At 71.8% G+C, this 22,932-nt stretch carries 21 protein-coding genes; 8 read left to right on the top strand and 13 right to left on the bottom strand.

The genetic code is table 11. The features are described from left to right. Positions 1-7: 7 nt before the first annotated feature. The 5 genes from CQZ88_RS17350 to CQZ88_RS17330 all read right to left on the bottom strand — a co-directional run bounded on the left by CQZ88_RS17350 (position 8) and on the right by CQZ88_RS17330 (position 4,949). Positions 8-1,411: an FAD-binding oxidoreductase gene (locus tag CQZ88_RS17350; RefSeq protein ID WP_029546646.1), complete on the bottom strand. Its 1,404-nt coding sequence runs from the start codon at positions 1,409-1,411 to the stop codon at positions 8-10. Then, complete coding sequence (locus CQZ88_RS17345; protein WP_006944155.1) at positions 1,408-2,049, bottom strand: hypothetical protein; 642 nt, start codon at positions 2,047-2,049, stop codon at positions 1,408-1,410. The genes CQZ88_RS17350 and CQZ88_RS17345 overlap by 4 nt, the downstream gene beginning before the upstream one ends. Positions 2,050-2,101: 52 nt before the next feature. Next, positions 2,102-3,940, bottom strand: coding sequence for a glycoside hydrolase family 15 protein (locus CQZ88_RS17340; RefSeq protein WP_084648704.1), 1,839 nt, complete (start codon positions 3,938-3,940; stop codon positions 2,102-2,104). Between the two features lies 1 nt (position 3,941). Further along, positions 3,942-4,418 (bottom strand): hypothetical protein, encoded by a 477-nt coding sequence (locus tag CQZ88_RS17335; protein ID WP_006944153.1) that lies wholly within the window; start codon positions 4,416-4,418, stop codon positions 3,942-3,944. Positions 4,419-4,499: 81 nt separating this feature from the next. Then, entirely contained in the window at positions 4,500-4,949 is a 450-nt protein-coding gene (locus CQZ88_RS17330; protein ID WP_006944152.1) for a hypothetical protein, read from the bottom strand. Between the two features lie 92 nt (positions 4,950-5,041). Between CQZ88_RS17330 and CQZ88_RS17325 the strand changes: the two genes are divergently transcribed. After that, positions 5,042-5,770: a metalloregulator ArsR/SmtB family transcription factor gene (locus CQZ88_RS17325; protein WP_065923313.1), complete on the top strand. Its 729-nt coding sequence runs from the start codon at positions 5,042-5,044 to the stop codon at positions 5,768-5,770. A gap of 19 nt (positions 5,771-5,789) precedes the next feature. On the opposite strand, the gene CQZ88_RS17320 is transcribed toward CQZ88_RS17325, so the two are convergent. Continuing rightward, positions 5,790-6,692, bottom strand: a complete 903-nt coding sequence (locus tag CQZ88_RS17320) for an LLM class F420-dependent oxidoreductase (RefSeq protein ID WP_029546642.1) — start codon at positions 6,690-6,692, stop codon at positions 5,790-5,792. Between the two features lie 155 nt (positions 6,693-6,847). Here CQZ88_RS17320 and uraD point away from each other — a divergent pair, with 155 nt between their 5' ends. From uraD to pucL, 3 genes are read left to right on the top strand one after another with little or no spacing between them, the layout of a single operon-like run. Continuing rightward, on the top strand, positions 6,848-7,369 hold the full coding sequence (gene uraD / locus CQZ88_RS17315; RefSeq protein WP_065923314.1) for a 2-oxo-4-hydroxy-4-carboxy-5-ureidoimidazoline decarboxylase: 522 nt from the start codon (positions 6,848-6,850) through the stop codon (positions 7,367-7,369). Next, complete coding sequence (gene uraH / locus CQZ88_RS17310; protein WP_006944145.1) at positions 7,366-7,692, top strand: hydroxyisourate hydrolase; 327 nt, start codon at positions 7,366-7,368, stop codon at positions 7,690-7,692. The genes uraD and uraH overlap by 4 nt, the downstream gene beginning before the upstream one ends. 4 nt (positions 7,693-7,696) lie before the next feature. Next, a complete protein-coding gene (gene pucL / locus CQZ88_RS17305; protein ID WP_065923315.1) occupies positions 7,697-8,611 on the top strand; it encodes a factor-independent urate hydroxylase in 915 nt (304 codons plus the stop codon). 10 nt (positions 8,612-8,621) lie between these two features. On the opposite strand, the gene CQZ88_RS17300 is transcribed toward pucL, so the two are convergent. Next, positions 8,622-10,094 (bottom strand): PucR family transcriptional regulator, encoded by a 1,473-nt coding sequence (locus CQZ88_RS17300; protein ID WP_029546639.1) that lies wholly within the window; start codon positions 10,092-10,094, stop codon positions 8,622-8,624. Positions 10,095-10,236: 142 nt separating this feature from the next. Between CQZ88_RS17300 and CQZ88_RS17295 the strand changes: the two genes are divergently transcribed. From CQZ88_RS17295 to CQZ88_RS17285, 3 genes are read left to right on the top strand one after another with little or no spacing between them, the layout of a single operon-like run. Beyond that, entirely contained in the window at positions 10,237-11,607 is a 1,371-nt protein-coding gene (locus tag CQZ88_RS17295) for an 8-oxoguanine deaminase (protein ID WP_006944138.1), read from the top strand. Between the two features lie 4 nt (positions 11,608-11,611). Continuing rightward, a complete protein-coding gene (locus CQZ88_RS17290) occupies positions 11,612-12,421 on the top strand; it encodes a xanthine dehydrogenase family protein subunit M (RefSeq protein WP_006944137.1) in 810 nt (269 codons plus the stop codon). Then, positions 12,418-15,132, top strand: a complete 2,715-nt coding sequence (locus CQZ88_RS17285; RefSeq protein ID WP_102800087.1) for a molybdopterin cofactor-binding domain-containing protein — start codon at positions 12,418-12,420, stop codon at positions 15,130-15,132. Before CQZ88_RS17290 ends, CQZ88_RS17285 begins: the two co-directional genes overlap by 4 nt. Positions 15,133-15,241: 109 nt before the next feature. Here the strand turns inward: CQZ88_RS17285 and CQZ88_RS17280 are convergent, their stop codons facing one another. The 4 genes from CQZ88_RS17280 to CQZ88_RS17265 are packed head-to-tail and all read right to left on the bottom strand — an operon-like array spanning position 15,242 to position 19,684. After that, positions 15,242-15,919: an SRPBCC family protein gene (locus tag CQZ88_RS17280; protein WP_006944129.1), complete on the bottom strand. Its 678-nt coding sequence runs from the start codon at positions 15,917-15,919 to the stop codon at positions 15,242-15,244. A 20-nt stretch (positions 15,920-15,939) separates the two neighbouring features. After that, positions 15,940-16,797: a xanthine dehydrogenase family protein subunit M gene (locus tag CQZ88_RS17275; protein WP_043796811.1), complete on the bottom strand. Its 858-nt coding sequence runs from the start codon at positions 16,795-16,797 to the stop codon at positions 15,940-15,942. Further along, positions 16,794-19,181, bottom strand: a complete 2,388-nt coding sequence (locus CQZ88_RS17270) for a xanthine dehydrogenase family protein molybdopterin-binding subunit (protein ID WP_102800086.1) — start codon at positions 19,179-19,181, stop codon at positions 16,794-16,796. Before CQZ88_RS17270 ends, CQZ88_RS17275 begins: the two co-directional genes overlap by 4 nt. After that, positions 19,178-19,684 carry a (2Fe-2S)-binding protein gene (locus CQZ88_RS17265; RefSeq protein ID WP_006944121.1) on the bottom strand — a complete coding sequence of 169 codons (507 nt, stop codon included), beginning with the start codon at positions 19,682-19,684 and terminating at the stop codon, positions 19,178-19,180. Before CQZ88_RS17265 ends, CQZ88_RS17270 begins: the two co-directional genes overlap by 4 nt. Before the next feature lie 216 nt (positions 19,685-19,900). On the opposite strand from CQZ88_RS17265, the gene CQZ88_RS17260 reads away from it, so the two are divergent. Continuing rightward, entirely contained in the window at positions 19,901-21,367 is a 1,467-nt protein-coding gene (locus tag CQZ88_RS17260; protein ID WP_006944120.1) for an aminotransferase class I/II-fold pyridoxal phosphate-dependent enzyme, read from the top strand. Positions 21,368-21,389: 22 nt separating this feature from the next. Here CQZ88_RS17260 and CQZ88_RS17255 read toward each other — a convergent pair whose 3' ends face one another. Both CQZ88_RS17255 and CQZ88_RS17250 read right to left on the bottom strand, forming a co-directional pair. Further along, a complete protein-coding gene (locus tag CQZ88_RS17255; protein ID WP_006944119.1) occupies positions 21,390-22,529 on the bottom strand; it encodes an XdhC/CoxI family protein in 1,140 nt (379 codons plus the stop codon). Beyond that, positions 22,522-22,932, bottom strand: a 411-nt coding sequence (locus CQZ88_RS17250) for a VWA domain-containing protein (RefSeq protein WP_146034325.1), incomplete at its 5' end; no start/stop codon positions are given. The genes CQZ88_RS17255 and CQZ88_RS17250, both read right to left, overlap by 8 nt.

Below are 22,932 nucleotides of genomic sequence, written 5' to 3'. Positions count from 1 at the left end.
GTCGGTGTCACGCGCGCCGTACATCGGGAACGATGTTGGCGTTCCGATGAAAGACGTTGTGCGGATCGTACTTCGCCTTGATCTCGGCCAGTCGGGCATATTTGGTGGGGCCGTAGGCGGCGCGCACCCGGTCCTGTTCGAACTCGGCCATGGAGTTGACGTACGCGCCGATGCCGACCGAATACGGGCGCAGGGCCTCCCAGACGGACCGCACCCAGGCCCGCTCCGGTGGCAGCAGACCGGGATCGGGACAGACGCCGACGATGAAGACGGCGAAGCGTGGCGTCCGTCCGCCGCCGAAAGCGGTGTCGTCCTCCCTCGTTTCGCAGTACGCCTCGTCCAGCCGGTAGAACAACAGGAGCGACAGGGGCGAGTTCTTCTGCGGCACGACATCGACGACTGTCGCGATCAGATCGTCGGAGAGATCTTCGACGTAGCAACCCTTGTCGTAGCAGTAGAAGCCCCACGCGTTGCCCTCGTCGAGCAGCTGCTGCACGTCGACGTAGGGCATCGGCGTGACGAACTCGAACAGCGGTGGCAGAGCGCGCCGAATCCGCGCCAGCGCGTCCTCGTGCGTCTGCGGTGCTCCGAAACCGGTGACGAGGAAGGCATAGCCGGGCTGGAGGTGGTATTGCTCGGGCACGAACGGGGCGGGTGGGGCGTTCACGCCGGCGATCACAATGTTCAGCTCGCGGGGCAGCGTATCGATGACCTCCCGGGCGAGCCGCAACACCTCGGTGCCTTGATCCAGGCCCCAGAACAGGAGCCCGAACTGCACGACGGGGCCGGCCTCGTGCAGGCGGAACTCGAACTCCGTCACCACCCCGAAGTTGCCGCCGCCGCCCCGGATCGCCCAGAACAGGTCCGGATTCTCGTCCTCGGCGGCACGCAGGATCCGGCCGTCGGCAGTGACGACCTCGGCCGACTCGAGGTTGTCGATGCTCAATCCGGCCTGCCGGGTGAGCCAGCCCATTCCTCCGCCCAGCGTCAGTCCCGCGACGCCCGTGTGACTGATCAGACCGGCCGGGACGGCGAGCCCGTGGGCCTGCGTGGCGGCATCGAGGTCACGCAACAGGGCGCCCCCGCCGACCCGTACTCGCCTGCTCTCCGGGTCGACGACGACGTGATCCATCGATCCGAGGTCGATCACCAGGCCGTCGTCGACGACCGAGGCGCCCGCGGTGCTGTGCGCACCCGCGCGCACGGCCATCTCCATTCCGTGCTCGGTCGCGTAGGCGATCGCCGCCTTCACGTCGGCGGTGCTCCGGCATTGTGCGATCGCGGCCGGGCGGCGGTCGATGTCGGCGTTCCACACCGTGCGCGCTTCGTCGTAGTCCGCGTCGCCGGGTCCGAGAACCGGGCCCTCCATCGCGGCCCGCAGCATGCCGAGGTCGCCGGTCGTACGAGTCATGTGTCCTCCAGACGTTGCCGGGAGCAGGCGGGATCGTCTCCGGCGAGGCGTTCGGCGCGTTCCCGGATGCCGAGCAGCATCCTGCGCATCATCGGGAAATCGGCCAGTTCCATCAGCGCGACGGTGAGCGGAAGCGACGGCGTGGGCCGGTAGGAGGCCTTCAACCGGCTCACGAGCCGGGTCCGTCGCCCGTCGTCGATGGGATCGAGGCGCCACGACCACGTCGAATCCGGCTTCGCCCAGACGAGGCAGCGCCCCGGATCGAAGGAGTGCACCCGGAAGGACGTCGCCGCCGTGGCCCGACTCGCCATCGGCGCCGCCACGTCGCCGACCTCGATGCACTGCAGGCGCGGATCGATCGTCGTCGCGCTGGGCCGCCCCAGATTGTCGAGACGGTCGTAGGAGTAGAAGCCGGCCCGGTTGTAGCCGACCTGGACGATCCACGGCCACACGCACTCGGCCGGCGCCTCGATCGTGAGGGCACGGGTCGCAGTGAACGTCGCCGAGGAGAGGATGTCGTCTCCGGGCATCGCACCGGCGTGCTCGGCGGTCGTCGCTCCCCACCGCAGGTGCCACCGGCGGTAGAAGGCGAATGCGCTCACCGCTGTCGCGACGCCTGCGATCGTGAGGATCGCCATGAGGAAACTGTTCCACACCGGAGCCGGGGAGAGAAGGTCCCGGAGGCCCCGCTCATCCGCTTCCCCCGTGAGCCCGGAGGGCGAGGGCGGCCTGTACCACCGCGGCATGGGTGAGCGCCTGCGGGTAATTGCCGAGGTAGGCGCCGGTGCCCGGGTCCACCTCTTCCGGGAGCAGGCCGAGGGGGCCGGCGCGCCGCAGCAGCGTTTCGAACAGTTCCCCGGCTTCGGTCCGCCGGCCGGTGAAGGCCAGCGCCTGGACCAGCCAGAAGGAGCACGGCAGGAACGCGCCCTCGACGCCGGGCAGCCCGTCCTGTCCGGGGGGATATCGGTAGAGCAGAGGGCCTCCGGCCGACAGCTCGCTGCGGATCGCGTCGATCGTGCCGCGCACCCGGTGCGAGTCCGGATCCTCCATGCCCAGGACGGGGAGCACGAGCAGGGCGGCATCGATGTCACGCGACCCGTAGGTGCGGGTGTACCGATTTCCGATCCGGTCGAAGCCGCGGGCGAGCACCTCGTCGGCGAGGTCGTCTCGCGCCGCGAGCCAGCGCCGGCGACGACGGCTGGACAGGCGGTGGGTCTCGGCGATGCGCAGGGCCCGGTCGAGGGCGAGCCAGGCCATCATCTTGGAGTGCACGTGGTGGTCGGCGTCGCCCCGGATCTCCCAGATGCCGGCGTCCGGGTCACGCCACCGTGCACAGACGTGATCGGCGAATCCCCTTACCATGCGCCAGGTTTCCGAATTCAGCGGCCGACCGGAGCGGACGAACGTCCATGCGGCGTCGACGACCCAGCCGTAGCCGTCGAGCTGATGCTGATCGGCCGCGTCGTTGCCGAGCCGCACGGGTACGCTGCCCGCGAAGCCCGGCCATCCCGGCAGGGTGCGTTCGGCGGGGGCGTGCCGGCCGTCGAGGGTGAACAGGACCGGCAGGCGGGGCCGCTGCAGGCGGCTGGCGTGCAGGAGCCATCCGAGGAACCCGCGTGCCTCGTCGACCTTGCCCGCGCCCAGGAAGGCTGCGACGCCGATGCTGGCGTCGCGCGGCCAGGCGTAGCGGTAGTCCCAGTTCCGGACCCCGCCGGGCCACTCGGGTAACGACGTCGTCGGGGCGGCGATCGGCGCCCCCGACGGGGAATACGTGAGCAGCCGCAGCGTCAGCAGGCTTCGCACGACGGCCTCACGACAGGGCAGATCGTGAGCGATCTCCGCCGTCCACGCCCGCCAGCGTGCCTCGTCCTCGGTCACGAGCTCCCAGGCCGCGGAGGGAGGGAGGTGGATCAGCGGCTCGCGGTGGGCCACAGTCAGGACGACGGTGACCGGATGCCGCGGGGTCACGAGGATCGAGGTCGGCCGGCCCGGCGGGATCGGGGTGCCGGAGTCGCAGGCCAGGGACAGGGCGAGCGAGCCCCACTCGCACACGAGGTCGGGACCGCGCCGCACCTTCGGGGGGTGGTGGCGTTCACCGAGCCTCGGATCGAATTCGACGACGGCGCGCGCAGTTTCGCCCTCGACGGAGAGGCGACGCACGAGGACGGTCGCCGGGAGCAGCCGTCCGGCCACCTCCGCGATCATCGCCTCGCTCAGGGTGAGCCGGGTGTTGCCGAGGTCCCAGGTGGTTTCCAGCGTTGCGGTGTGCGTGCGGTAGCGGCGCCGGACGACGGTGGCATGCCCCTCGGGCCCGAGCCGGAACCGCCCCGCCGGCGCTCCGCCGACGAGTCGGCCGAAGACGGGATCTCCGTCGAAGCGGGGCACGCAGAGCCAGTCGAGCGATCCGTCGCCGGAGACCAGGGCCGCGGTGCGGGTGTCGCCCAGCAGGCCGTAGTCCCCGATCCGGGTCTGCGTGCCCGCCCTGTCCTCGATGCCACTCTCGTCGAAATCGGTCATCCTGAAAGTCATTTCAGCGCACCTGGAGAAGAAGGCCGAGTGCGGTGCCGTAGACGAGATGGGCGGCGACGGCGACGGCGGGGGTCTGCGCACCGTAGTTCAGGCCGAGCAGGCCGGGTGGTTCGAGGACCGCGGTGCTCCGCGGCCCGGCTCGATGGGAGGCCATGCGCGGATGCACGCCCGGCAGTAGTGGCAGCAGGACCGTCAAGGCGACCGCGACGTGCAGCAGGCCGAGCAGCATGCCCAGCCACCACGTCGCCCGGTGGAGCAGCGCGAAGGTGGCGGCGTAGCCGAGTGCGAAGGCCTGGCCGATCGCGAGGTGGATGAAGAATCCGACCACCCGGGCACGATCCGGGTCGGCGGTGACGACGGTGCCGAGCACGAGCGGCAGATCCAGGCGGCTGTAACCGGCCAGTTGGGCGGCGATCATGACTGCGGTCAGGGCGGTGGTGGCCACCGATCCGAAGAGCGCCCATCCGGCCCAGTCCATGGCGGAGTCACCTTTCGGTGGGGAGGTCGCTGCCGCCGGTCCACGGTCGCCGTCGGACGTCCGTGAACCGGCGGCTCGGTTTCACGATGTGCCCGGGGTGGGTCCGCGGCGAGTCACCGGGGCGGTGGCCAGCCGGGCCAGGGCGAGGGCGGCGACCGCCAATCCGAAGTCGCGCAGCGCGATGTCGAGGTAGCCGCCGAGGGTGACCAGGTCGACGATGATGCCGAGCAGCCATGCGGCCACGACGTAGCCGCCGATGGCGGGTCTGATCGCGACGACGATGCCGGCGAGGATCTCGACCACGCCGACCGCGAGCATGGCTTGGTGGGCGGTGCCCGGGACGAGGTCGTCGATCCAGGGTGCGAGGTAGCGCTCCCAGTCGGTGAGCAGGTTCGCGAACTTGTCGAGACCGAAGGCGATCGGGGCCACCGTGAACACGGTCCGGAGAAGGACGAATGCCTGGCGGGCGCCGGCGTTCGTGCCGGCCGGGGTGGAGTGGAGCGTGGTGGGGGAGGTGGGCGTGTGGCTCATCGAAGTCTCCTGACTTCTAAGAGAGAGTAGATTTGATTTTAGAAGTGTGACGTAGATTACGTCAAGAAGTTTCTCTTTTAGAAGGGGGAATCGTGCAGGACGAGTTCGCCGAACAGGCGTCGGGGATCGGTGCGCTGGCAGACCCGGCTCGAAGGTCCCTCTACCGCTACGTCGCCGCACAAACGGACGCGGTCGGGCGCGAGCAGGCTGCGGCCGCGGTAGGCCTGCCGCTGCACGCAGCGAGGTTCCACCTCGACCGGCTCGTGGAGGAGGGCCTGCTCGAGACGGAGTACCGCAGGCTCTCGGGGCGGACGGGCCCGGGTGCAGGACGGCCGTCGAAGCTCTATCGGCGCTCGTCGCGCGAGCTGTCGATCTCCCTGCCCGAGCGGCGCTACGACCTCGCCGGGGAGGTTCTGGCGGCCGCGATCGAGCGGTCGATGCGCGACTCGGTGCCCATCGCGGAGGCGGTGCGGACCGCTGCCGTCGAGCACGGCCGGCGTATTGCCGCGAATGCGGCCACCCCGGCCGTGCCCGCCGGAACGGTGCCCGGTCCTATGGACGCGGGAGGTACCGACCTCGAACGTATGGCGCGGCTGCTCGCCCGGCACGGCTACGAGCCGCGCCTGTCCGGCGACGGGCAGATGCGGTTGGCGAACTGCCCGTTCGACCGGCTGGCGAACGAGCACCGTGAACTGGTCTGCGGGATGAACCTCGCCCTGCTCGACGGGGTCGTCGCCGGACTCGGGACCGACCGGCTCTGCGCGGAACTCGCCCCGGAACCGGGGTTCTGCTGCGTCCGGATCCGGGGCGTAGAGCGGTGAGTCGTCGCGGTTCCGGGCCTCAGAGCCCGAGCGCCGCGGCGACCTCCCGCAGGGCCGGAACCGGGTCGTCCCGCATCGGCAGGGCCTGGACCGCGACGTGGTCCGCCCCGGCGTCGAGGTGCTCCCGCAGACGCGACGCGATGTATTCCGCGTCGCCGTGCGCGACGAGCGCGTCGACGACCCGGTCGGTGCCGTCGTTGTCGAGTTCCTCGGCGGTGAAGCCGGTGCGTTCCAGATTCGCACGGTAGTTGCGCAGCTTCAGATACGGGTTGGCCACGGCCTTGCGGCCGATGGTGCGGGCCGTGGCGACGTCGGTGGATAGCACGATCTTCTGCTCGGGGGCGAGCACGGCGCCCGGGCCGAGAACGGCGCGCGCCTCGCGGGTGTGCTCGGGGGTGGTGAGGTAGGGGTGGGCTCCGGCGGCCCGGTCCGCGGACAGCTTCAGCACCTTCGGTCCCAGCGCGGCGAGGACCCGCCGCGCCTCGGGCACGCCCTCGCGGTCGAGCACGTCCAGGTACTCGACCAGGGCCGCGTAGGGCTTGCGGTACGTCTCACCGTGCGCCTCGGGGTGGCCGACGCCGACACCGAGCAGGAAGCGGCCGGGATGGCGTTCCTCGAGCCGGTGGTAGGAGGCCGCGATCTCGTCGGCGGGGGCGGTCCAGATGTTGACGATGCCGGTGGCCACGACGATGTTCTCGGTGGCGTCGAGGAGGCGTTCGGCCACCTCGAGGTCGGCGGGCGGCGAACCGCCGATCCAGATGGTGCCGTAGCCGAGCTTCTCGATCTCGGCTCCGGTCTCCGGTGGGAGGCCGGTCGCGTGCCGCCAGACGCCGAAGCGGCCGAGCGGGGGAGTCTGCGTCGTGTTCTCTGCCTTCGTCGAATCCGTCACGCCGGGTCCAACCTCCGTCGCCGCCGGTTTCATTCCGGGCGGTCGATCGGTGGCGGTCGGCCCGGACCGCGGCCCTGGATGATCGTCCAAACCCCTCCGCCGGACCGCGGCCGACTTTGTAGCTGCGGGCACCCCGGGAGCCGCCCCGCCTGCGCGAGGGTGGAGACACCGGAACGAAGGAGGCTCCCGTGCCGTACACCGTCGCCGAGTTCGACGCCCTGCCGGAACCCGAGGCCGTCGCGCTGCTGACGACCTGCTGCGCCGGCGCGACCTGGGCCGCCCGGGTGGCCGCTGGACGCCCGTACGGCGACCGTCCGGCCCTGCTCGACGCCGTGTCCGTCGCGATCGCGGGTCTCGACGACCACGGCCGGGCCGAGGCCCTGGCCGGGCATCCGCGCATCGGGGAACGTTCGGAGAGCGCGTCGTCGCAGCGGGAGCAGTCGGCCGTCGCCACCGCCGACGCCCGGATCCTTGCCGCCCTCGCCGCCGGCAACCGTGCCTACGAGGACAGGTTCGGGCACGTGTACCTCGTGCGCGCGGCCGGGCGGTCCGCCGCCGAGCTGCTCGACATCCTCCACCGCCGCCTCGGCAACGATCCCGCCACCGAGGCCGCGGAGGTGCGCTCCGCCCTGGCCGACATCACCCGGCTCCGGCTCGAACGTCTCGTGCTCGACGAGGCCGACCTCGCATCCCGCGGGGGCGGGCGATGAGCACCCTCAGTACGCACGTGCTCGACGCCACCACCGGGACTCCGGCAGCCGGAGTGCACGTCGCCCTGGCCGGCGCGGACGGCAGCGTCCTCGGGACGGGACGCACCGACGACGACGGCCGGATCCGCGCACTGACCGACGAGCCCCTGCCGCCCGGCACCTACACCCTCACCTTCGGCACGGGCGACTGGTTCGCCGAGCGCGACATCGTCCCCTTCTATCCGGAGGTCGTCGTCACCTTCCGGATCTCTGTGGCCGGCAATCACTTCCACGTGCCGCTGTTGCTGTCCCCGTTCGCCTACTCCACCTACCGCGGGAGCTGACCCCATGACCGAACTGACCGGCAAGATCGTTCTCGGACCGCACCAGTACGGCAAGGCCGAGAACCGCGTGGTGCGGATCCATCGCGACACCCCGCGGCACGAGATCCGCGACATGAACGTCTCGTCCTGCCTGCGCGGCGACTTCGGCGCCGCGCACCTCGAGGGCGACCAGGGCACCGTCCTGCCCACCGACACCCAGAAGCAGACGATCTACGCCTACGCCAAGGGCGTCGAGTTCGTCGAGACCTACGCCCTCGCCCTCGCGCGGCACTTCGTCGACGACGTCGAACCCGTCCACTCGGCTCGCATCGAGATCGAGGAATACGCCTGGGAGCGCGTCGCCGTCGACGGGGTGGGGCACGACCACACCTGGACCCGGAAGGGCTCCGAGGTACGCACCGCCGCGGTGACCGTCCAGGGTTCCGGCCGGGCGCGCCGGGAATGGGTGATCGGCGGGCTGAAGGACCTCGTCGTACTCAAGTCCACCGGTTCCGAGTTCGCCGGGTTCCTCACCGATCCGTACACGGTCCTCGAGCCGACTCGCGACCGGGTGATGGCGACGAGCCTCGTCGCGAGGTGGCGGTTCACCACGACCGACGTCGACTGGGACGCCACCTACGCCGGGATCAAGGCGACCATGCTCGAGCGGTTCGCGAACCTTCAGTCGAAAGCACTGCAGCAGACTCTTTTCGAGATGGGACGCGCCGTGCTCGAGAAGTACCCGTTCGTCGCCGAGATCCGGCTGTCGGCCCCCAACAAGCATCACTTCGTCTACGACCTCGAGCGGTTCGGCGTGGTCAACGACAACGAGGTCTTCCACGCCGACGACCGGCCCTACGGCCTCATCCAGGCGACGGTGCAGCGCGAGGACGCCCCCGACGCCGGGATCGCCTGGGACGCCTACACCGGCGCCGTCTGACGGGCCGCTCTCATGCCAGGGCGCGCACGGCGAGGTACACGTCGAGCCGGTCGCCGATGCGTCCGAGGTCGCGGCCGGTGAGTGCCTCGACGCGGCCGATCCGGTAGCGGACCGTGTTCAGGTGCACGTGCAGTCGGTCCGCCGTGCGGCGCCAGGAGCCGTCGCAGTCGAGGAACGCCTCGAGGGTGGCGAGCAGCCCGGCGTCGGTGCGCCGGTCGTGCTCGAGCACGGGCCCGAGGATGCGCCCGGCGAACGCGCGGCGCAACTGATCGGGAACGGCGGTGAACAACCCGAGCGCGGAATCGAGCTCGGCCGCCCGCACGCACACCGCCCCCGCGTCGCCGCGCGCCGCGGCGACGGCGGCGGCCGCGGAGCGCACCGCGCCGTCAACGGATTCGCCTGTGCCGCAGGCACTGACACCGACGAGTAGGCGAGTCCGGGCCAGCGCGGGAGCGAGGCGCCCCAGGCGCCGCCGCAGCGCGGCAACCACCTCGGACTCGTCGCCGTCGACCAGCGCGACGACGCGCCCGGCGACGTCGACGGTGGTGACGGCGCCGGACAACGCGTCCTGCACGGCGGCCCGCATCGCGGCGCGCTGCTCCGGGGTGCCGGCCGGGGCACGGTCGACCACCACGGCGACCGGTGATCTGCCGCAGTCGATGTCGCCCCCGGGGGGCGTCCGGTCCGCGGCCTCCCACCCGAGCCGGCGGCGTTCCTCCCGCCGCACCCGGTCGAGGGCCGCCACCGCGGCGAGTTCGCCGAAGGCGTCGAGGCACTCCGCCTCCGGGGTGCCGGCGTGCCGGACCACGAGGTACCACGAGCCGATCCGGTCGGCGAGCCCCGAACCGACGGGCAGCACCGTGTATCCCCCCGCCACCTCGGCGGGCAGGCGATCGGCGGTCAGCGCGGTCCTGGTGAGGGCGTCGACATCCTCGTCGGGCAGGGGATCGGCGCCGGCGACGGGCATCCCGGTGGCGGTGAGCAGCCACGCCGACACCCCGAACTCCCGGGCGGTCCGGTCCGTGAGTTCGTCGAGGCTGCACCCGTCGGCGACCGCGGTGAGCAGCCGTCGCTGCCGGGCCAGGCCGGTCTGCAACCGGTCCATCCGCGCCCCGGCCATCCGGCCGGTCATGTACTCGATGACCCGGCTGAACGGCACCTCCTCGGGCACCGAGAGCAGCGGTATCCCGTGCCGGACGCAGGCCTCGACCACGTCGGACGGCACCTGCCCGTGCAGCGCCTCCCCGGCGGCGAGGGCGGAGACCCCGGCGCGGGCGAGCAGCGTGACGAACAGGTCCGCGTCCGCCGCGGTGCGCCGCCAGACGAGGCCGGTGAACACCAACGATCCCGCGCTCACGTAGCGGGTGGGATCGGGCATGTCGGTCGTGCACGCCCGCAGCACCGGGCGGGTGAGCGCATCGGAGTCGCCGTGCAGCAGGCGGATTCCGAGCTCCGGTGCGTCGAGGACATCCTGTAGCAGCACGGCGTTCACCTCCGGGTGACGGGTTTGGACGATCGCACAATACGAAGCCGATATTTCGGTTCCGTTTCGTGTGTGCCGACCGGGATGTTGCGGTTTCCGGGGCGTTGACTGGGAGCGTCGACGAGCGTGAGGAGCAACGCCGATGCAGCCGAACACCACCCGGCCGATCGTGATCCAGGGCGCGCACGTGGTGACGATGGACGCCGGACGGGCCGAGTACCGGCGCGGGCACGTCGTCGTCGAGGGCAACCGGATCGTCGCCGTGGGCGCCGGCGAGCCGCGCGGCTACGCCGACGCCACCCTCGTGGACGGCACCGGCTGTGTGCTGACGCCCGGCCTGGTGAACACCCACCACCACCTGTACCAGTGGATCACCCGAGGCCTCGCCGTCGACCACACCCTCTTCGAGTGGCTGACGACGCTGTACCCCGTCTGGGGCGGGATCGACGCCGACGCCGTGCACGTCGCGGCGAAGGGCGCCCTCGCCCACCTCGTCCGCACCGGCTGCACCACCAGCACCGACCACCACTACGTGGTCCCGCGCGACGGCGGCGACGTCTTCGGTGCGGAGATCGCCGCGGCCGCGGACGTCGGCGTCCGGTTCCACCCGTGCCGCGGATCCATGGACCTCGGCGCGAGCGCGGGCGGCCTGCCGCCGGACCACGTCGTCGAGGACCTCGACACCATCCTCGTCGAGAGCCAACGGGCCGTGGAGAGGTGGCACGATCCGTCGTTCGGGTCCATGCTGCGGATCGCGCTCGCACCGTGCTCGCCGTTCTCGGTGAGCACGGAGTTGCTGAAGCAGTCCGCGGTGCTCGCCCGCGATCTGGGGGTGCGGCTGCACACCCACCTCGCGGAGACCCTCGACGAGCAGGACTTCTGCATGGAGCGGTTCGGCTGCAATCCGGTGCAGTACATGGAGTCGCTCGACTGGACAGGCCCCGACGTCTGGTACGCGCACGCCGTGCACCTGGACGACCGCGACATCGGGGTGCTCGCCGCCTCGGGCACGGGCGCGGCGCACTGCCCGACGTCCAACGCCCGCCTCGGTGCCGGCATCGCCCGCGCCGCCGACCTGTACGCGGCGGGGGTACCGCTCGGTCTCGGGGTCGACGGGGCGGCGAGCAACGAGTCGTGCTGCATGCTCGAGGAGGCCCACCACGCCGCGCTGTTCGCCCGGGCCCGCAGCGGGCCGCGCGCGATGACGGTCCGGCAGAGCCTGGAACTGGCGACCGTCGGCGGGGCGCGGGTCCTCGGCCGGGAGAACGAGATCGGCTCCCTGGAGGTCGGCAAGCTCGCCGACCTCGCGCTGTGGCGGATCGACACGCTCGCCCATGCGGGCATCACCGATCCCGTCGCCGCGCTCGTGCTCGGCTCCCAGCCGCCGCTCGAGCTGCTGCTGATCGACGGTCGCGAGGTGGTGCGCCGCGACGAGGTGCGCACCGTCGACGAGACGTCGGTGGCCGCGGAGGTTGCCGCCGCGCACGACGCCCTGGTGGCGAAGGCGGGGTGAGCGCATGGACCTGCACACCGTGACCGCATACGACATAGCCTGTACCCGAGAGGATCTCGTCGCCGACGCTGCTACGGCGTTCGTCGGCGGCGGGACGTGGCTGTTCTCCGAGCCGCAGCCGTACCTGCGCCGGCTGCTGGACCTGTCCGGGCTGCGCTGGCCCGCTCTGACCGTCACCGACGCGGGTCTCGAGATCGCGGCCACCTGCACCGTGGAACGCCTCGCCGCGCTGTCGGGAACCGAAACATGGCCGAGCGCAGCGCTGTTCCATCAGTGCGCGGCGGCACTGCTCGCCTCGTGGAAGATCTGGAAGCGCGCCACCGTCGGCGGCAATGTCTGCCTCGCGTTCCCGGCGGGGGCGATGATCTCGCTGTCCACGGCGCTCGACGCCACCGCCCTGATCTGGGCGCCGGACGGCGCGGAGCGACGGATTCCCTTGCAGCAGTTCGTTACCGGAAACGGAACGAATCTGCTCGGGCCGGGCGAGGTGCTGCGCAGCGTGCACGTCCCCGCGGCGGCGCTGGCGTCGCGCACCGCGTTCCGCAAGATCGCGCTCGCCCCACTCGGCCGCTCCGGCGCGGTGGTGATCGGCCGCGTCGGCCCCGACGGCGCCTTCACGCTGTCGGTGACCGCCGCGACCGTGCGGCCCTACGTGTTCCGATTCCCCGAGCCACCCACGCCCGGCGAACTCGCCGACGCGCTGCGTACCGGTGTGCCGGCCGACGCGTACTTCACCGACGCGCACGGCGCCGCCGACTGGCGCCGCGCCGTCACCGCCGTCCTGGCCGACGAGATCCGAGAGGAACTGTCGTGAGGTTCACCGTCAACGGCCGCGAACTCGACGCCGACCCCCGGCCGGGACAGTGCCTGCGCACGCTGCTGCGCGAGCACGCCCACTTCGAGGTCAAGAAGGGCTGCGACGCCGGCGACTGCGGCGCCTGCTCGGTCCTCGTCGACGGAGAGGCGGTGCACTCGTGCGTCTTTCCCGCCGTGCGTGCCGAGGGCCACGCCGTGACCACCGTCGCCGGCCTCGGTACCGGTGACGATCTGCATCCGCTGCAGCAGCGGTTCGTCGACGCCGCCGGGTTCCAGTGCGGATTCTGCACGGCCGGAATGATCGTCACCGCCGCCACCCTGACCGACGACGATCTGACGGACCTGCCGAACCGGCTCAAGGGGAACCTGTGCCGGTGCACCGGCTACCGATCCGTCGACGACGCGCTGCGCGGCGTCACCAACGTGGAGGCGCCCGCGCCCGGGCCCTCCTGCGGGCGGTCCCTGCGTGCCCCGGCCGCCGCGCGGGTGGTGACCGGCGCCGAGCCCTACACCTTCGACACCACCGTCGCCGGTGCGCTGCACGTCGCCGTGCTCGGCAGCCCGCACGCCCACGCACGGATCGTCTCGATCGACACCACCGCCGCCGAGGCACTGCCCGGCGTGCACGCGGTGCTCTGTCACCGCGACGCCCCGGCCGTCGCGTACTCCACGGCCCGCCACGAACACCGGGACGACGACCCCGACGACACCGTGCTGTTCGACCGGATCCTGCGCCACCACGGGCAGCGGGTCGCGGCCGTCGTCGCCGAGACCCCGGCGCTCGCACAGGAGGGATGTCGCCTGCTCGCCGTCGAATACGAGGTGCTGCCGTACGTCCTGGACCCGGACGAGGCGCGCCGGCCCGGCGCTCCGCTGCTGCACGCGGACAAGGGACCCGAGAACCGCATCGCCGATCCGTCGCGCAACCTCGTCGCCGAACTGCACGGCGAGGTCGGTGACGTCGACGCCGGCGTTGCCGCGGCCGCCGCCGTCGTGCGCGGCCGGTGGCAGACGCAGCGCGTGCAGCACACCCACCTCGAGACCCACGGCGCCATCGGGTGGATCGACGGCAGCGGTGATCTCGCGACCGGGGGCCGCCTGGTGATCCGCAGTTCCACGCAGGTGCCGTTCCTCGTCCGCGACGAGCTGTGCCACATCTTCGGTCTCGACCGCGATCGGGTACGGGTGTTCGCCGCGCGCGTCGGCGGCGGCTTCGGCGCCAAACAGGAGATGCTCGCCGAGGACGTCGTCGCGGCGGCCGTCCTGCGCACCGGACGCCCGGTGCAGTGGGAGTTCACCCGCACCGATCAGCTCACCGTCGCGCCGTGCCGGCATCCGATGCGCGTGGACGTCACGGTCGCGGCCGGTGCCGACGGCGTCCTCACCGCCCTGGCGATCGATGTGCTCTCCGACGCGGGCGCCTACGGAAACCATTCGGCGGGAGTGATGTTCCACGGATGCGGCGAATCCGTCGAGGTGTACCGGTGCCCGAACAAGCGGGTCGACGCCCAGGCCGTGTACACCAACAATCGTCCCTCCGGCGCGTTCCGCGGTTACGGGCTGGGGCAGATCATCTTCGCAATCGAGTCGGCGATGGACGAGCTCGCCGTCGAACTCGGCATGGACCCGTACGAGTTGCGGCGGCGCAACGTCGTCGTGCCCGGCGACGACCTGGTGGGCGCGCACCCGGAGGGCGGCGATCTGATCTTCGGCAGCTACGGGCTGGACCAGTGCCTGGACCTGGTGCAGGACGCGATGCGCCGAGGCGGTGCCGGGGAACCGGCCGGGCCGCAGTGGCGCGTCGGTGAGGGCATGGCCCTGGCGATGATCGCGTCGAACCCGCCGGGCGGGCACGTCGCCGACACGTCCGTCGAACTGCTGCGCGACGGCACCTATCTCGCGCGGGTCGGTACCGCCGAGTTCGGCAACGGCACCACCACCGTGCACACCCAGATCGCCGCCACCGAGCTGGCCACCCACCCCGACCGCATCCGGATCCGCCAGTCCGACACCGACGTCACCACCCACGACACCGGTGCGTACGGATCGTCGGGGACGGTCGTCGCCGCCAAGGCGCTGCTCGCCGCCGCGCGGGAACTGCGCCGGCGGATGGTCAAACTCGCCGGACAGATCACCGGCACCGACCCCGACGACGCGGTGCCCGAGGCGGACGGGGTGCGTGCGGGCGGCCGCCTCGTCGCCCCCGGCGAACTGCTCGACGCGGCCGGCGGCACGCTGCGGGCCGAGGGCAGCCACGGCGGCCTGCCCCGCTCGTTGTCGTTCAACGTGCAGGCCTTCCGCGTCGCCGTCGACGTGCGCACCGGCGAGCTGCGGATCCTGCAGTCGGTGCAGGCCGCCGACGCCGGCGTCGTGGTCAACCCCGAGCAGTGCCGCGGCCAGGTGGAGGGCGGCGCCGCCCAGGCGATCGGGGTCGCGCTGTACGAGGAACTCGTCACCGACGCCACCGGCCGCGTCGTCACCGATGCGCTGCGGAACTACCACATTCCGCAGTACGCCGACCTGCCCCGCACCGAGGTGTATTTCGCCGACACCTACGACGCGCTCGGCCCGATGGGCGCGAAGTCGATGAGCGAGGCGCCCTTCAACCCGGTGGCGCCCGCGCTGGCGAACGCGGTGCGCCGCGCGATCGGGGTCCGGCCGCACGAGCTGCCGCTCTCCCGCGACCGGATCTGGCGGCTGCTGCAGTGATCGGCGCCGGTTCCGTCGGCCCGCCCGTGCCGAGCGAATGTATCGCTCACTCGATCAGGCCGACGGAACGATACATTCGCTCGAGGAGGGGAGGGGCGAACAGGCGGTCTCAGGGGTGGCGGCGCCGCAGCAGCAGGTAGACGATCAGGGCCACCAGCGCCGACACGGCCACTGCCGGGCCGACGCGCTTGAGTACGGACCCGCGGGCGTACTGCATCAGGTCCAGCGGCGCGGCCTCGGTGGGCTGTGGTGCCGCCGTCACCGGCACGGCCGGGGTCACCTCCGGGGCCCCGCCCGCCGGGGGTGGGGGCGCGGCGGCCTCCGGCGTCGGCACCGGGGCGGGCGGGCCACCGAGCTTGTCCGCCAGGCACGCCGTGAACTGCTCGATGATCTTGCCGCCGACGTCGGAGATCATGCCCCGCCCGAACTGGGCGGGCTTGCCGGTGATGGACAGGTCGGTCACGACGGTGCCCTCGGTGCGGTCGCCGTCGCCGACGAGGGTGATCGTGAACGTCGCGTTCACGGTGCCGTTGCCGCGCGAGTCCTTCGCGGCGGCCTCCATGACCGCGCGGCGGGCCTGCTCGTCGGTCTCGACGAACTCCCCGGTGCCCTTGTACAGCAGCTGTACCGGTCCCATCTTGATCTTCACCGTGCCGGTGAAGGTGTTGCCGTCGACGCCGGTGAGGGTGGCGCCGGGCATGCAGGGTGCCACCTTCTCGGGGTCGAGCAGTGCCGTCCACACCTCGTCGATGGGTGCCGGCACGGACATGTGGTGTTCGAGTTGCATGGTTCGTCTCCAGTGTGTGCTCAGGCGACGTCCGCTGCCGTCGCCACGGCACGGCGCGTGAGCACCCGCGCGAGCTGGCGGCGGTAGTCGGCGTCGGCGTTGCCGTCGCTCATGGGTGAGGTGCCCTCGGTGGCCTGCTCGGCGGCGGCACGGACGGTGTCCGCCGTCGCGGGCTGCCCGACGAGGGCCTGCTCGACGGCGTGCGCCCGCACGGGCACGGCCGCCATGTTCGTCAGCGCCACCCGGGCCTGACGGATCGTGCCGCCGTCCGTCTGCACGGTGGCGGCGACCGCGACGATCGACCAGGCGTGGGCCACCCGGTTGAACTTCTCGTACCGCGCCGCCCATCCCGTGAGCTTGGGGATCCGCACCTCGACGAGGATCTCCTCGGGCTGCAGGGTGGTGGTGAAGTAGTCGTCGAAGAACTCCGCGACGGGGATGCTGCGCCGCCCCGACGGTCCGGCCGCGACGAGGGTGGCCTCGAGGGCGAGCACCGGCGCGCCGAGATCCCCGGCCGGATCGGCGTGGGCCAGGGCCCCACCGAGGGTGCCGCGGTGCCGGATCTGCGGGTCGGCCACCGTGCTCGTGGCTTCGGCGAGCAGCCGCGCGTGTTCACGCACGAGCGGATCGTGGATCACGTCGTGGTGGGTGGTCATCGCGCCGATCACGAGGTCGCCGCCGTCCTCGCGCACCCCCCGCAGGTCGGGGACGCGCCCGAGGTCGACGAGCGTGGTGGGGGCGGCCAACCGCAGCCGCAGCACCGGCATCAGGCTCTGCCCGCCGGCGATGATCTTGGCGTCCTCCCCGGCCGCGGCCAGCGCGGCGACGGCCTCGTCGATGGTGGTGGGCGCGACGTAGTCGAACGTCGACGGAATCATCGGGCGCCTCCCTGAGCCGATTGCCGAGCTGATTCGACGGCGTGCCACACCCGCATCGGGGTGCACGGCATCTCGATGTCCCGCACGCCGAGGTGGCGCACGGCGTCGAGGACGGCGTTGACCACCGCCGGCGTGGAGGCGATCGTGCCGGACTCGCCGACCCCCTTGACGCCCAGCGGGTTTCCGGTGGCGGGGGTCTCGGTGCGGTCGGTGGTGAACGTCGGCAGGTCCGCGGCCGACGGCAGCAGGTACTCGGCGAACGAACCGCTGAGCAGGGTGCCGGACTCGTCGTGGACGGCCTCCTCGTACAGGGCCTGCGCGATGCCCTGGGCGAGGCCGCCGTGCACCTGCCCCTCCACGATGAGCGGGTTCACGACGTGCCCGACGTCGTCGACGCACACGTACGAGCGGATGCGCACCTGCCCGGTCTCGGTGTCCACCTCGGCGGCGCACAGGTGCGTGCCGTGCGGGAACGAAAAGTTGTCCGGGTCGTAGGTGGCCTCGGAATCCAGGTTCGGCTCGATGCCTTCGGGCAGGTCGGCCGCGGTGAACACCGCGAGCGCGATGTCGCTCATGCCCACGGCCTTCTCGGTACCCCGGACCCGGAACCGGCCCTCGGCGAACTCGAGGTCGTCCTCCGAGCACTCCATCATGTGCGCCGCGATCGGGCGGGCCTTCGCGATCACCTTCTCCGCGGCCTTGACCACGGCCATACCGCCGACGGCGAGGGACCGGGATCCATAGGTGTCCAACCCCTTCGGCGAGGTCTGCGTGTCGCCGTGCAGCACCTCGATGTCCTCGAACGGCACTCCGAGCCGGTCGGCGACGATCTGGCTCCACGCCGTCTCGTGGCCCTGCCCGTGCGACGACGAACCGGTGACCACCTCCACCCGGCCGGTGGGCAGCATGCGGATCGCGGCGTGCTCCCAGCCGCCCGCCCCGTAGTTGAGCGAGCCGAGTACCCGCGACGGCGCCAGGCCGCACATCTCGGTGAAGGTCGACACCCCGATGCCGAGCTGGACCGGGTCCTGCCGGCGGCGGCGTTCCTCCTGCTCGCGGCGCAACTCGTCGTACCGGAACAGATCGCGGGCCTTCGCGGTGGCCGCCTCGTAGTTGCCCGAGTCGTACGTCAGGCCCGCGACGGTGTCGAACGGGAACTCCTCGTGCCGGATCCAGTTCTTGGCGCGCAGCTCGAGCGGATCCATCGACAGCTCGGCGGCGAGCTCGTCCATGATCCGTTCGATCCCGAACGTCGCCTCCGGCCGGCCCGCCCCGCGGTAGGCGTCGGTGGGCACCTTGTTGGTGAACACGTTGGTGCACGAGAAGTGGTAGGCGCCGAACTTGTAGATGCCGTTGAACATGAACGCGCCCAGGATCGGTACGCCCGGGGTGACGAGCCTCAGGTAGGCGCCCATGTCGGCGAGCAGCTCGACCTTCAGGCCGACGACGGTGCCGTCGCGGCGCGCGGCGAGGGTGAGCTTCTGGATCTGGTCGCGGCCGTGATGCGCCGCGACCATCGACTCGCTGCGGGTCTCGGTGTACTTGACCGGTTTCCCGAGCCGGCGCGCGACGAGCAGTGCGAGCAGTTCCTCCGGGGTCACCTGCAGCTTGCCGCCGAAACCACCGCCGACGTCCGGTGCGATCACCCGCAGCTTGTGCTCGGGGATGCCCAGCGTCATCGCCAGCATGATCTTGAGGATGTGCGGGATCTGCGTGGCCGACCACACGGTGATCTGCGGCCCGGTCGGGTCGACGACGACGGAGCGCGGTTCCATGAACGCCGGGATGAGCCGCTGCTGCCGGAACGTGCGCTCGACGACGACCTCGGCGTCGCGGATGGCCTGCTCGACGTCGCCGCCGGTGCCGGCCTCGGCGGAGTCGAACGTCCAGGTGGCGCTGACGTTGGTGCCGAGGTCCGGGTGCACGAGGTCGGCGCCGTCGCGGGCGGCGATCGCCAGGTCGAGGACCACGGGCAGCTCGTCGTAGTCCACGTCGATCGCCTCGAGGGCGTCGTGGGCCTCGTAGGCGCTGCGCGCGACGACGAGGGCGACGGCCTCCCCGGCGAAGTTGACCGTGTCGACGGCCAGGGACGGCGCGGGCGGGATCTTCATATCGGGGGTGATCACCCACGCGCACGGCAGGCTGCCCTGCTCCGGCGAGGCGTCCGCGCCGGTGAGCACCGCCACCACGCCGGGTCTCTGCCGTGCTTCCGACGTGTCGATCGAGGTGATGCGGGCGTGGGCGAACGGGCTGCGCAGGATCGCCATGTGCAGCATCCCGGGGAGGACGAGGTTGTCGGTCCAGCGGGTGCGCCCGGTGACGAGGTGCTCGTCCTCCTTGCGCCGCCGCGACTGGCCGATCTCGGGTTCGACGGTGCTGGTCATCGCCCGCCTCCTGCCGTCGTGTTGTCCGTCTGCAGTTCGGCGGCCCGGGCCTTCTGCGCCGCGTCCAGCGCCGCCCGCACGATGTTCTGGTAGCCGGTGCAGCGGCACAGGTTGCCCTCGAGACCCAGCCGCACCTCGTGCTCGTCGGGATCGGGGTTCTCCTCGAGCAGGTCGATCGTCGACATGATCATGCCGGGCGTGCAGTAGCCGCACTGCAGTGCGTGGTTGTCGTGGAATGCCTGCTGGACGGGGTGCAGCACGCCGTCGCGGGACAGGCCTTCGACGGTCGTGACCTCCGCACCGTCGGCCTGCACGGCGAGCACCGAGCAGGATTTGACGCTGCGGCCGTCGAGGTGCACGGTGCAGGCACCGCAGTTGCTGGTGTCGCAGCCCACCACGGTGCCGACCTTGCCGAGCCGGTCGCGCAGGTAGTGCACGAGCAGCAGCCTCGGTTCCACCTCGTCCGTGTAGGTCGTCCCGTCGACGGTGACAGTGATGCGCATCGGGCCTCCAATGCCGGGAACATCCGGGATCCAAGATCGTCGAGAAGTGTTCACTGACACTGTGCTCCAACGATGACCACCGAATACGCCGATTCGCCGAATCGGTGGCGGAACAACCTCGTTCCCGCGCGGGTGGCGGCGGGACGGGGGAATCCGACTCGCGAAGCCGACCCGCGGCAGGGCATTTTCGGTCCGCGTGCGGGGTACCCCCCGGGCATGGATCAGTCCGAAACTCCCCTGCTGGATGCACTGGATCAGTACCACCGGCTCGACCGTTACGGCTTCTCTCCGCCCGGCCACCGCCAAGGCCGCGGTGCCGACCCGCGGGTGAAGAAGGTCCTCGGGCTCGACACGTTCCGCTCGGACGTGCTCGCCTCGGGCGGCCTCGACGACCGGAAGTCGGGCAACGGCTACCTGTCGCGGGCCGAGCAGCTCATGGCCGAGGCGGTCGGAGCGGAGCAGGCGTTCTTCTCCACCTGCGGCAGCTCCCTGTCGGTGAAGGCCGCGATGATGGCGGTGGCGGGCAACGATCCGGGGGGACTGCTCGTCGGCCGGGACTCGCACAAGTCGATCGTCGCCGGGCTGATCTTCAGCGGCGTCACGCCCCGCTGGATCACACCCCGGTGGGACGAGGAGATGCACTTCTCCCATCCGCCGTCGCCGGACCAGGTGCGCGCGACGTGGGAGAAGTACCCGGATGCGGCCGGCGCGCTGATCGTCAGCCCGAGCCCCTACGGCACGTGCGCGGACCTCGAGGGCATCGCGAAGGTCTGCCACGAGCGGGGCAAGCCCCTCATCGTCGACGAGGCGTGGGGCGCGCACCTGCCGTTCCACGACGACCTGCCCACCTGGGCCATGGACGCCGGCGCCGACATCTGCGTGGTCAGCGTCCACAAGATGGGTGCCGGATTCGAGCAAGGATCGGTGTACCACCTACAAGGCGACCTGGTGGACGGGGCGCACCTGTCGGCCTGTGCCGACCTGCTGATGACCACGAGCCCGAACGTGATGATCTACTCGGCCATCGACGGGTGGCGCCGGCAGATGGTCGAGCACGGCGCCGAGTTGCTCGGTGACGCACTGCAGCTGGCTCGGCGTACCCGCGACCGGATCGCCGCGATCGACGGGCCGACCGTCCTCGAGGACCGGTTGCTCGGCGAGGAGGCCTCGCACGATCTCGATCGGCTGCAGATCCTCCTGGACGTGAGCGAACTCGGCGTCTCCGGCTATCAGTGCAGCGACTGGCTGCGCGAGCACTGCCGGCTCGACCTCGGCATGACCGATCACCGGCGCATCCTGGCCACCCTCTCCATGGCGGACGACGAGGGCACCACGGACCGGCTCGTCGCGGCGCTCGAGTCGCTGTCGCAGGCCGCGGAGTCGTTCGATCCGCCGCCGAAGATGTATCTGCCGAGCCCCGGCGAGCTGCAGCTCGACTCGGTGATGTCGCCGCGCGACGCGTTCTTCGGCAGGGCGGAGATGGTCGACGCGGGCCGGGCCGCCGGGCGCATCGCGGCCGAGCAGATCACCCCCTATCCGCCGGGCATTCCCGCCGTCGTGCCGGGTGAGCGGCTCGACGACGCCGTCGTCGACTACCTGCGCAGCGGCGTGAACGCCGGGATGGTGATTCCCGACGCGACCGACACCTCGCTCGAGAAGTTCCGGGTCGTCGCCGAGGGCTGAGCGCGGCCGCCCCGGGCAGCTCCTACTGCCCGGGAACCGCGCTGTCCTCGTGGGCGTGGATCGGGCCCTCGGTGCGGGCGAGGTGCTCACCCCGGCCACCCCATTTCAGCGCGATGATCTCCGCCGCGATCGACACCGCGGTCTCCTCCGGAGTGCGCGCCCCCAGATCCAGGCCGATCGGGGAGCACAGCCGCGCCAGCTCGTCCTCCGTCATCCCCGCTTCGCGCAGGCGCGCCAACCGGTCCTCGTGCGTCCGCCGCGACCCCATGGCACCGACGTACGCCAGGTCGAGCCGCAATGCCACCTCGAGCAGCGGCACGTCGAACTTCGGGTCGTGGGTGAGCACCGTGACGACCGTGCGCGAGTCGACGCGCCCCGCGGCCGCCTCGGCGGCGAGGTAGCGGTGCGGCCAGTCCACGACCACCTCGTCGGCGGCCGGGAACCGGGCGGCGGTGGTGAACACGCCCCGCGCGTCGCACACCGTCACGCGGTAGCCGAGGAACGAGCCGAGCTGTGCCATGGCGGCCGCGAAGTCGATGGCGCCGAACACCAGCAACCGCGGCGGCGGCTGGAACGAGTGGACGAACACCGACATGCCCTCGCCGCGGCGCTGCCCGTCCGGCCCGTAGTGCAGCGTCGCGGTCCGGCCCGCGGCGAGCAGACCCCGCGTGTCGTCGGCGACGGCGTCGTCCGCCCGCGCCGACCCCAGCGCCCCGTGCGCGCGATCCGGCCACACCGCCATGCGCCGACCAACCCACGCCGGATCGGGATGCTCGGTGACGGTGGCGACCGCGACGGGTTCCCCGGCCCGCACCGACGCGACGACCTCGCCCAGCTCGGGGAATCCGGCGACGTCCACCCGTTCGACGAACACGTCGATGATGCCGCCGCAGGTGAGCCCGACGGCGAAGGCGTCGTCGTCGGACACGCCGTACCGCTGCAACACGGGCACACCGTCCTCGATCACCTGCTGGGCGAGCTCGTACACGGCGCCCTCCACGCAACCGCCGGAGACGCTGCCGGTCACGGTGCCGTCGCCGGCGACGAGCATCGCCGCGCCCGGTGCGCGCGGCGCGGAACGGAACGTCGAGACCACGGTTCCCAAGGCGACGGTGTCGCCGGCCCGGTAGCGACGGTCGAGTTCGTCGAGAACCTCACGCACGGTGGACCTCCTCCAGCAGTTCCTGCAGCGTCGCGAGGCTGTGCCCGGCGAGCAGACGGTCGAGATGCGGCAGGGCGGCCGCGATGCCGGACTGCACCGGCTCGTACCCGGCCGCCCCGGCGTGCGGGTTGACCCACAGCACGGCGCGGGCGAGGCGGCGCAGCTGGGCGAGCTGCTCGGCGAGCAGGCCGGGATCGCCGCGTTCCCAGCCGTCCGAGAAGATCACCACGACGGCACCGCGCGCGAGCCCACGACGGCCCCACCGGTCCAGGAACGCCCGCAGGGTCTCGCCGAGCCGGGTGCCGCCCGCCCAGTCGGGGACCGCCCGGCCCGCCGCGGCGAGGGCGAGTTCCGGGTCGCGGGCCCGCAGCGCGCGCGACAGCCGCGTCAGGCGTGTGCCGAG

It is taken from the genome of Rhodococcus sp. ENV425 (assembly GCF_002887785.1).
Taxonomy (GTDB): Bacteria; Actinomycetota; Actinomycetes; order Mycobacteriales; family Mycobacteriaceae; genus Rhodococcus; species Rhodococcus aetherivorans.
This window is presented reverse-complemented; position numbering and strand designations above follow the sequence as displayed.

Bases quoted from the DNA above. Each gene is read 5' to 3' on its own strand.
- CQZ88_RS17335 (WP_006944153.1), bottom strand. From the start codon at position 4,418: ATGGACTGGGCCGGATGGGCGCTCTTCGGATCGGTGGCCACCACCGCC.
- CQZ88_RS17350 (WP_029546646.1), bottom strand. From the start codon at position 1,411: ATGACTCGTACGACCGGCGACCTCGGCATGCTGCGGGCCGCGATGGAG.
- CQZ88_RS17265 (WP_006944121.1), bottom strand. From the start codon at position 19,684: ATGCGCATCACTGTCACCGTCGACGGGACGACCTACACGGACGAGGTG.
- CQZ88_RS17320 (WP_029546642.1), bottom strand. From the start codon at position 6,692: ATGAAACCGGCGGCGACGGAGGTTGGACCCGGCGTGACGGATTCGACG.
- CQZ88_RS17270 (WP_102800086.1), bottom strand. From the start codon at position 19,181: ATGACCAGCACCGTCGAACCCGAGATCGGCCAGTCGCGGCGGCGCAAG.
- CQZ88_RS17330 (WP_006944152.1), bottom strand. From the start codon at position 4,949: ATGAGCCACACGCCCACCTCCCCCACCACGCTCCACTCCACCCCGGCC.
- CQZ88_RS17275 (WP_043796811.1), bottom strand. From the start codon at position 16,797: ATGATTCCGTCGACGTTCGACTACGTCGCGCCCACCACCATCGACGAG.
- CQZ88_RS17280 (WP_006944129.1), bottom strand. From the start codon at position 15,919: ATGCAACTCGAACACCACATGTCCGTGCCGGCACCCATCGACGAGGTG.
- CQZ88_RS17340 (WP_084648704.1), bottom strand. From the start codon at position 3,940: ATGACTTTCAGGATGACCGATTTCGACGAGAGTGGCATCGAGGACAGG.
- uraH (WP_006944145.1), top strand. From the start codon at position 7,366: ATGAGCACCCTCAGTACGCACGTGCTCGACGCCACCACCGGGACTCCG.
- CQZ88_RS17260 (WP_006944120.1), top strand. From the start codon at position 19,901: ATGGATCAGTCCGAAACTCCCCTGCTGGATGCACTGGATCAGTACCAC.
- CQZ88_RS17290 (WP_006944137.1), top strand. From the start codon at position 11,612: ATGGACCTGCACACCGTGACCGCATACGACATAGCCTGTACCCGAGAG.
- pucL (WP_065923315.1), top strand. From the start codon at position 7,697: ATGACCGAACTGACCGGCAAGATCGTTCTCGGACCGCACCAGTACGGC.
- CQZ88_RS17345 (WP_006944155.1), bottom strand. From the start codon at position 2,049: ATGGCGATCCTCACGATCGCAGGCGTCGCGACAGCGGTGAGCGCATTC.
- CQZ88_RS17295 (WP_006944138.1), top strand. From the start codon at position 10,237: ATGCAGCCGAACACCACCCGGCCGATCGTGATCCAGGGCGCGCACGTG.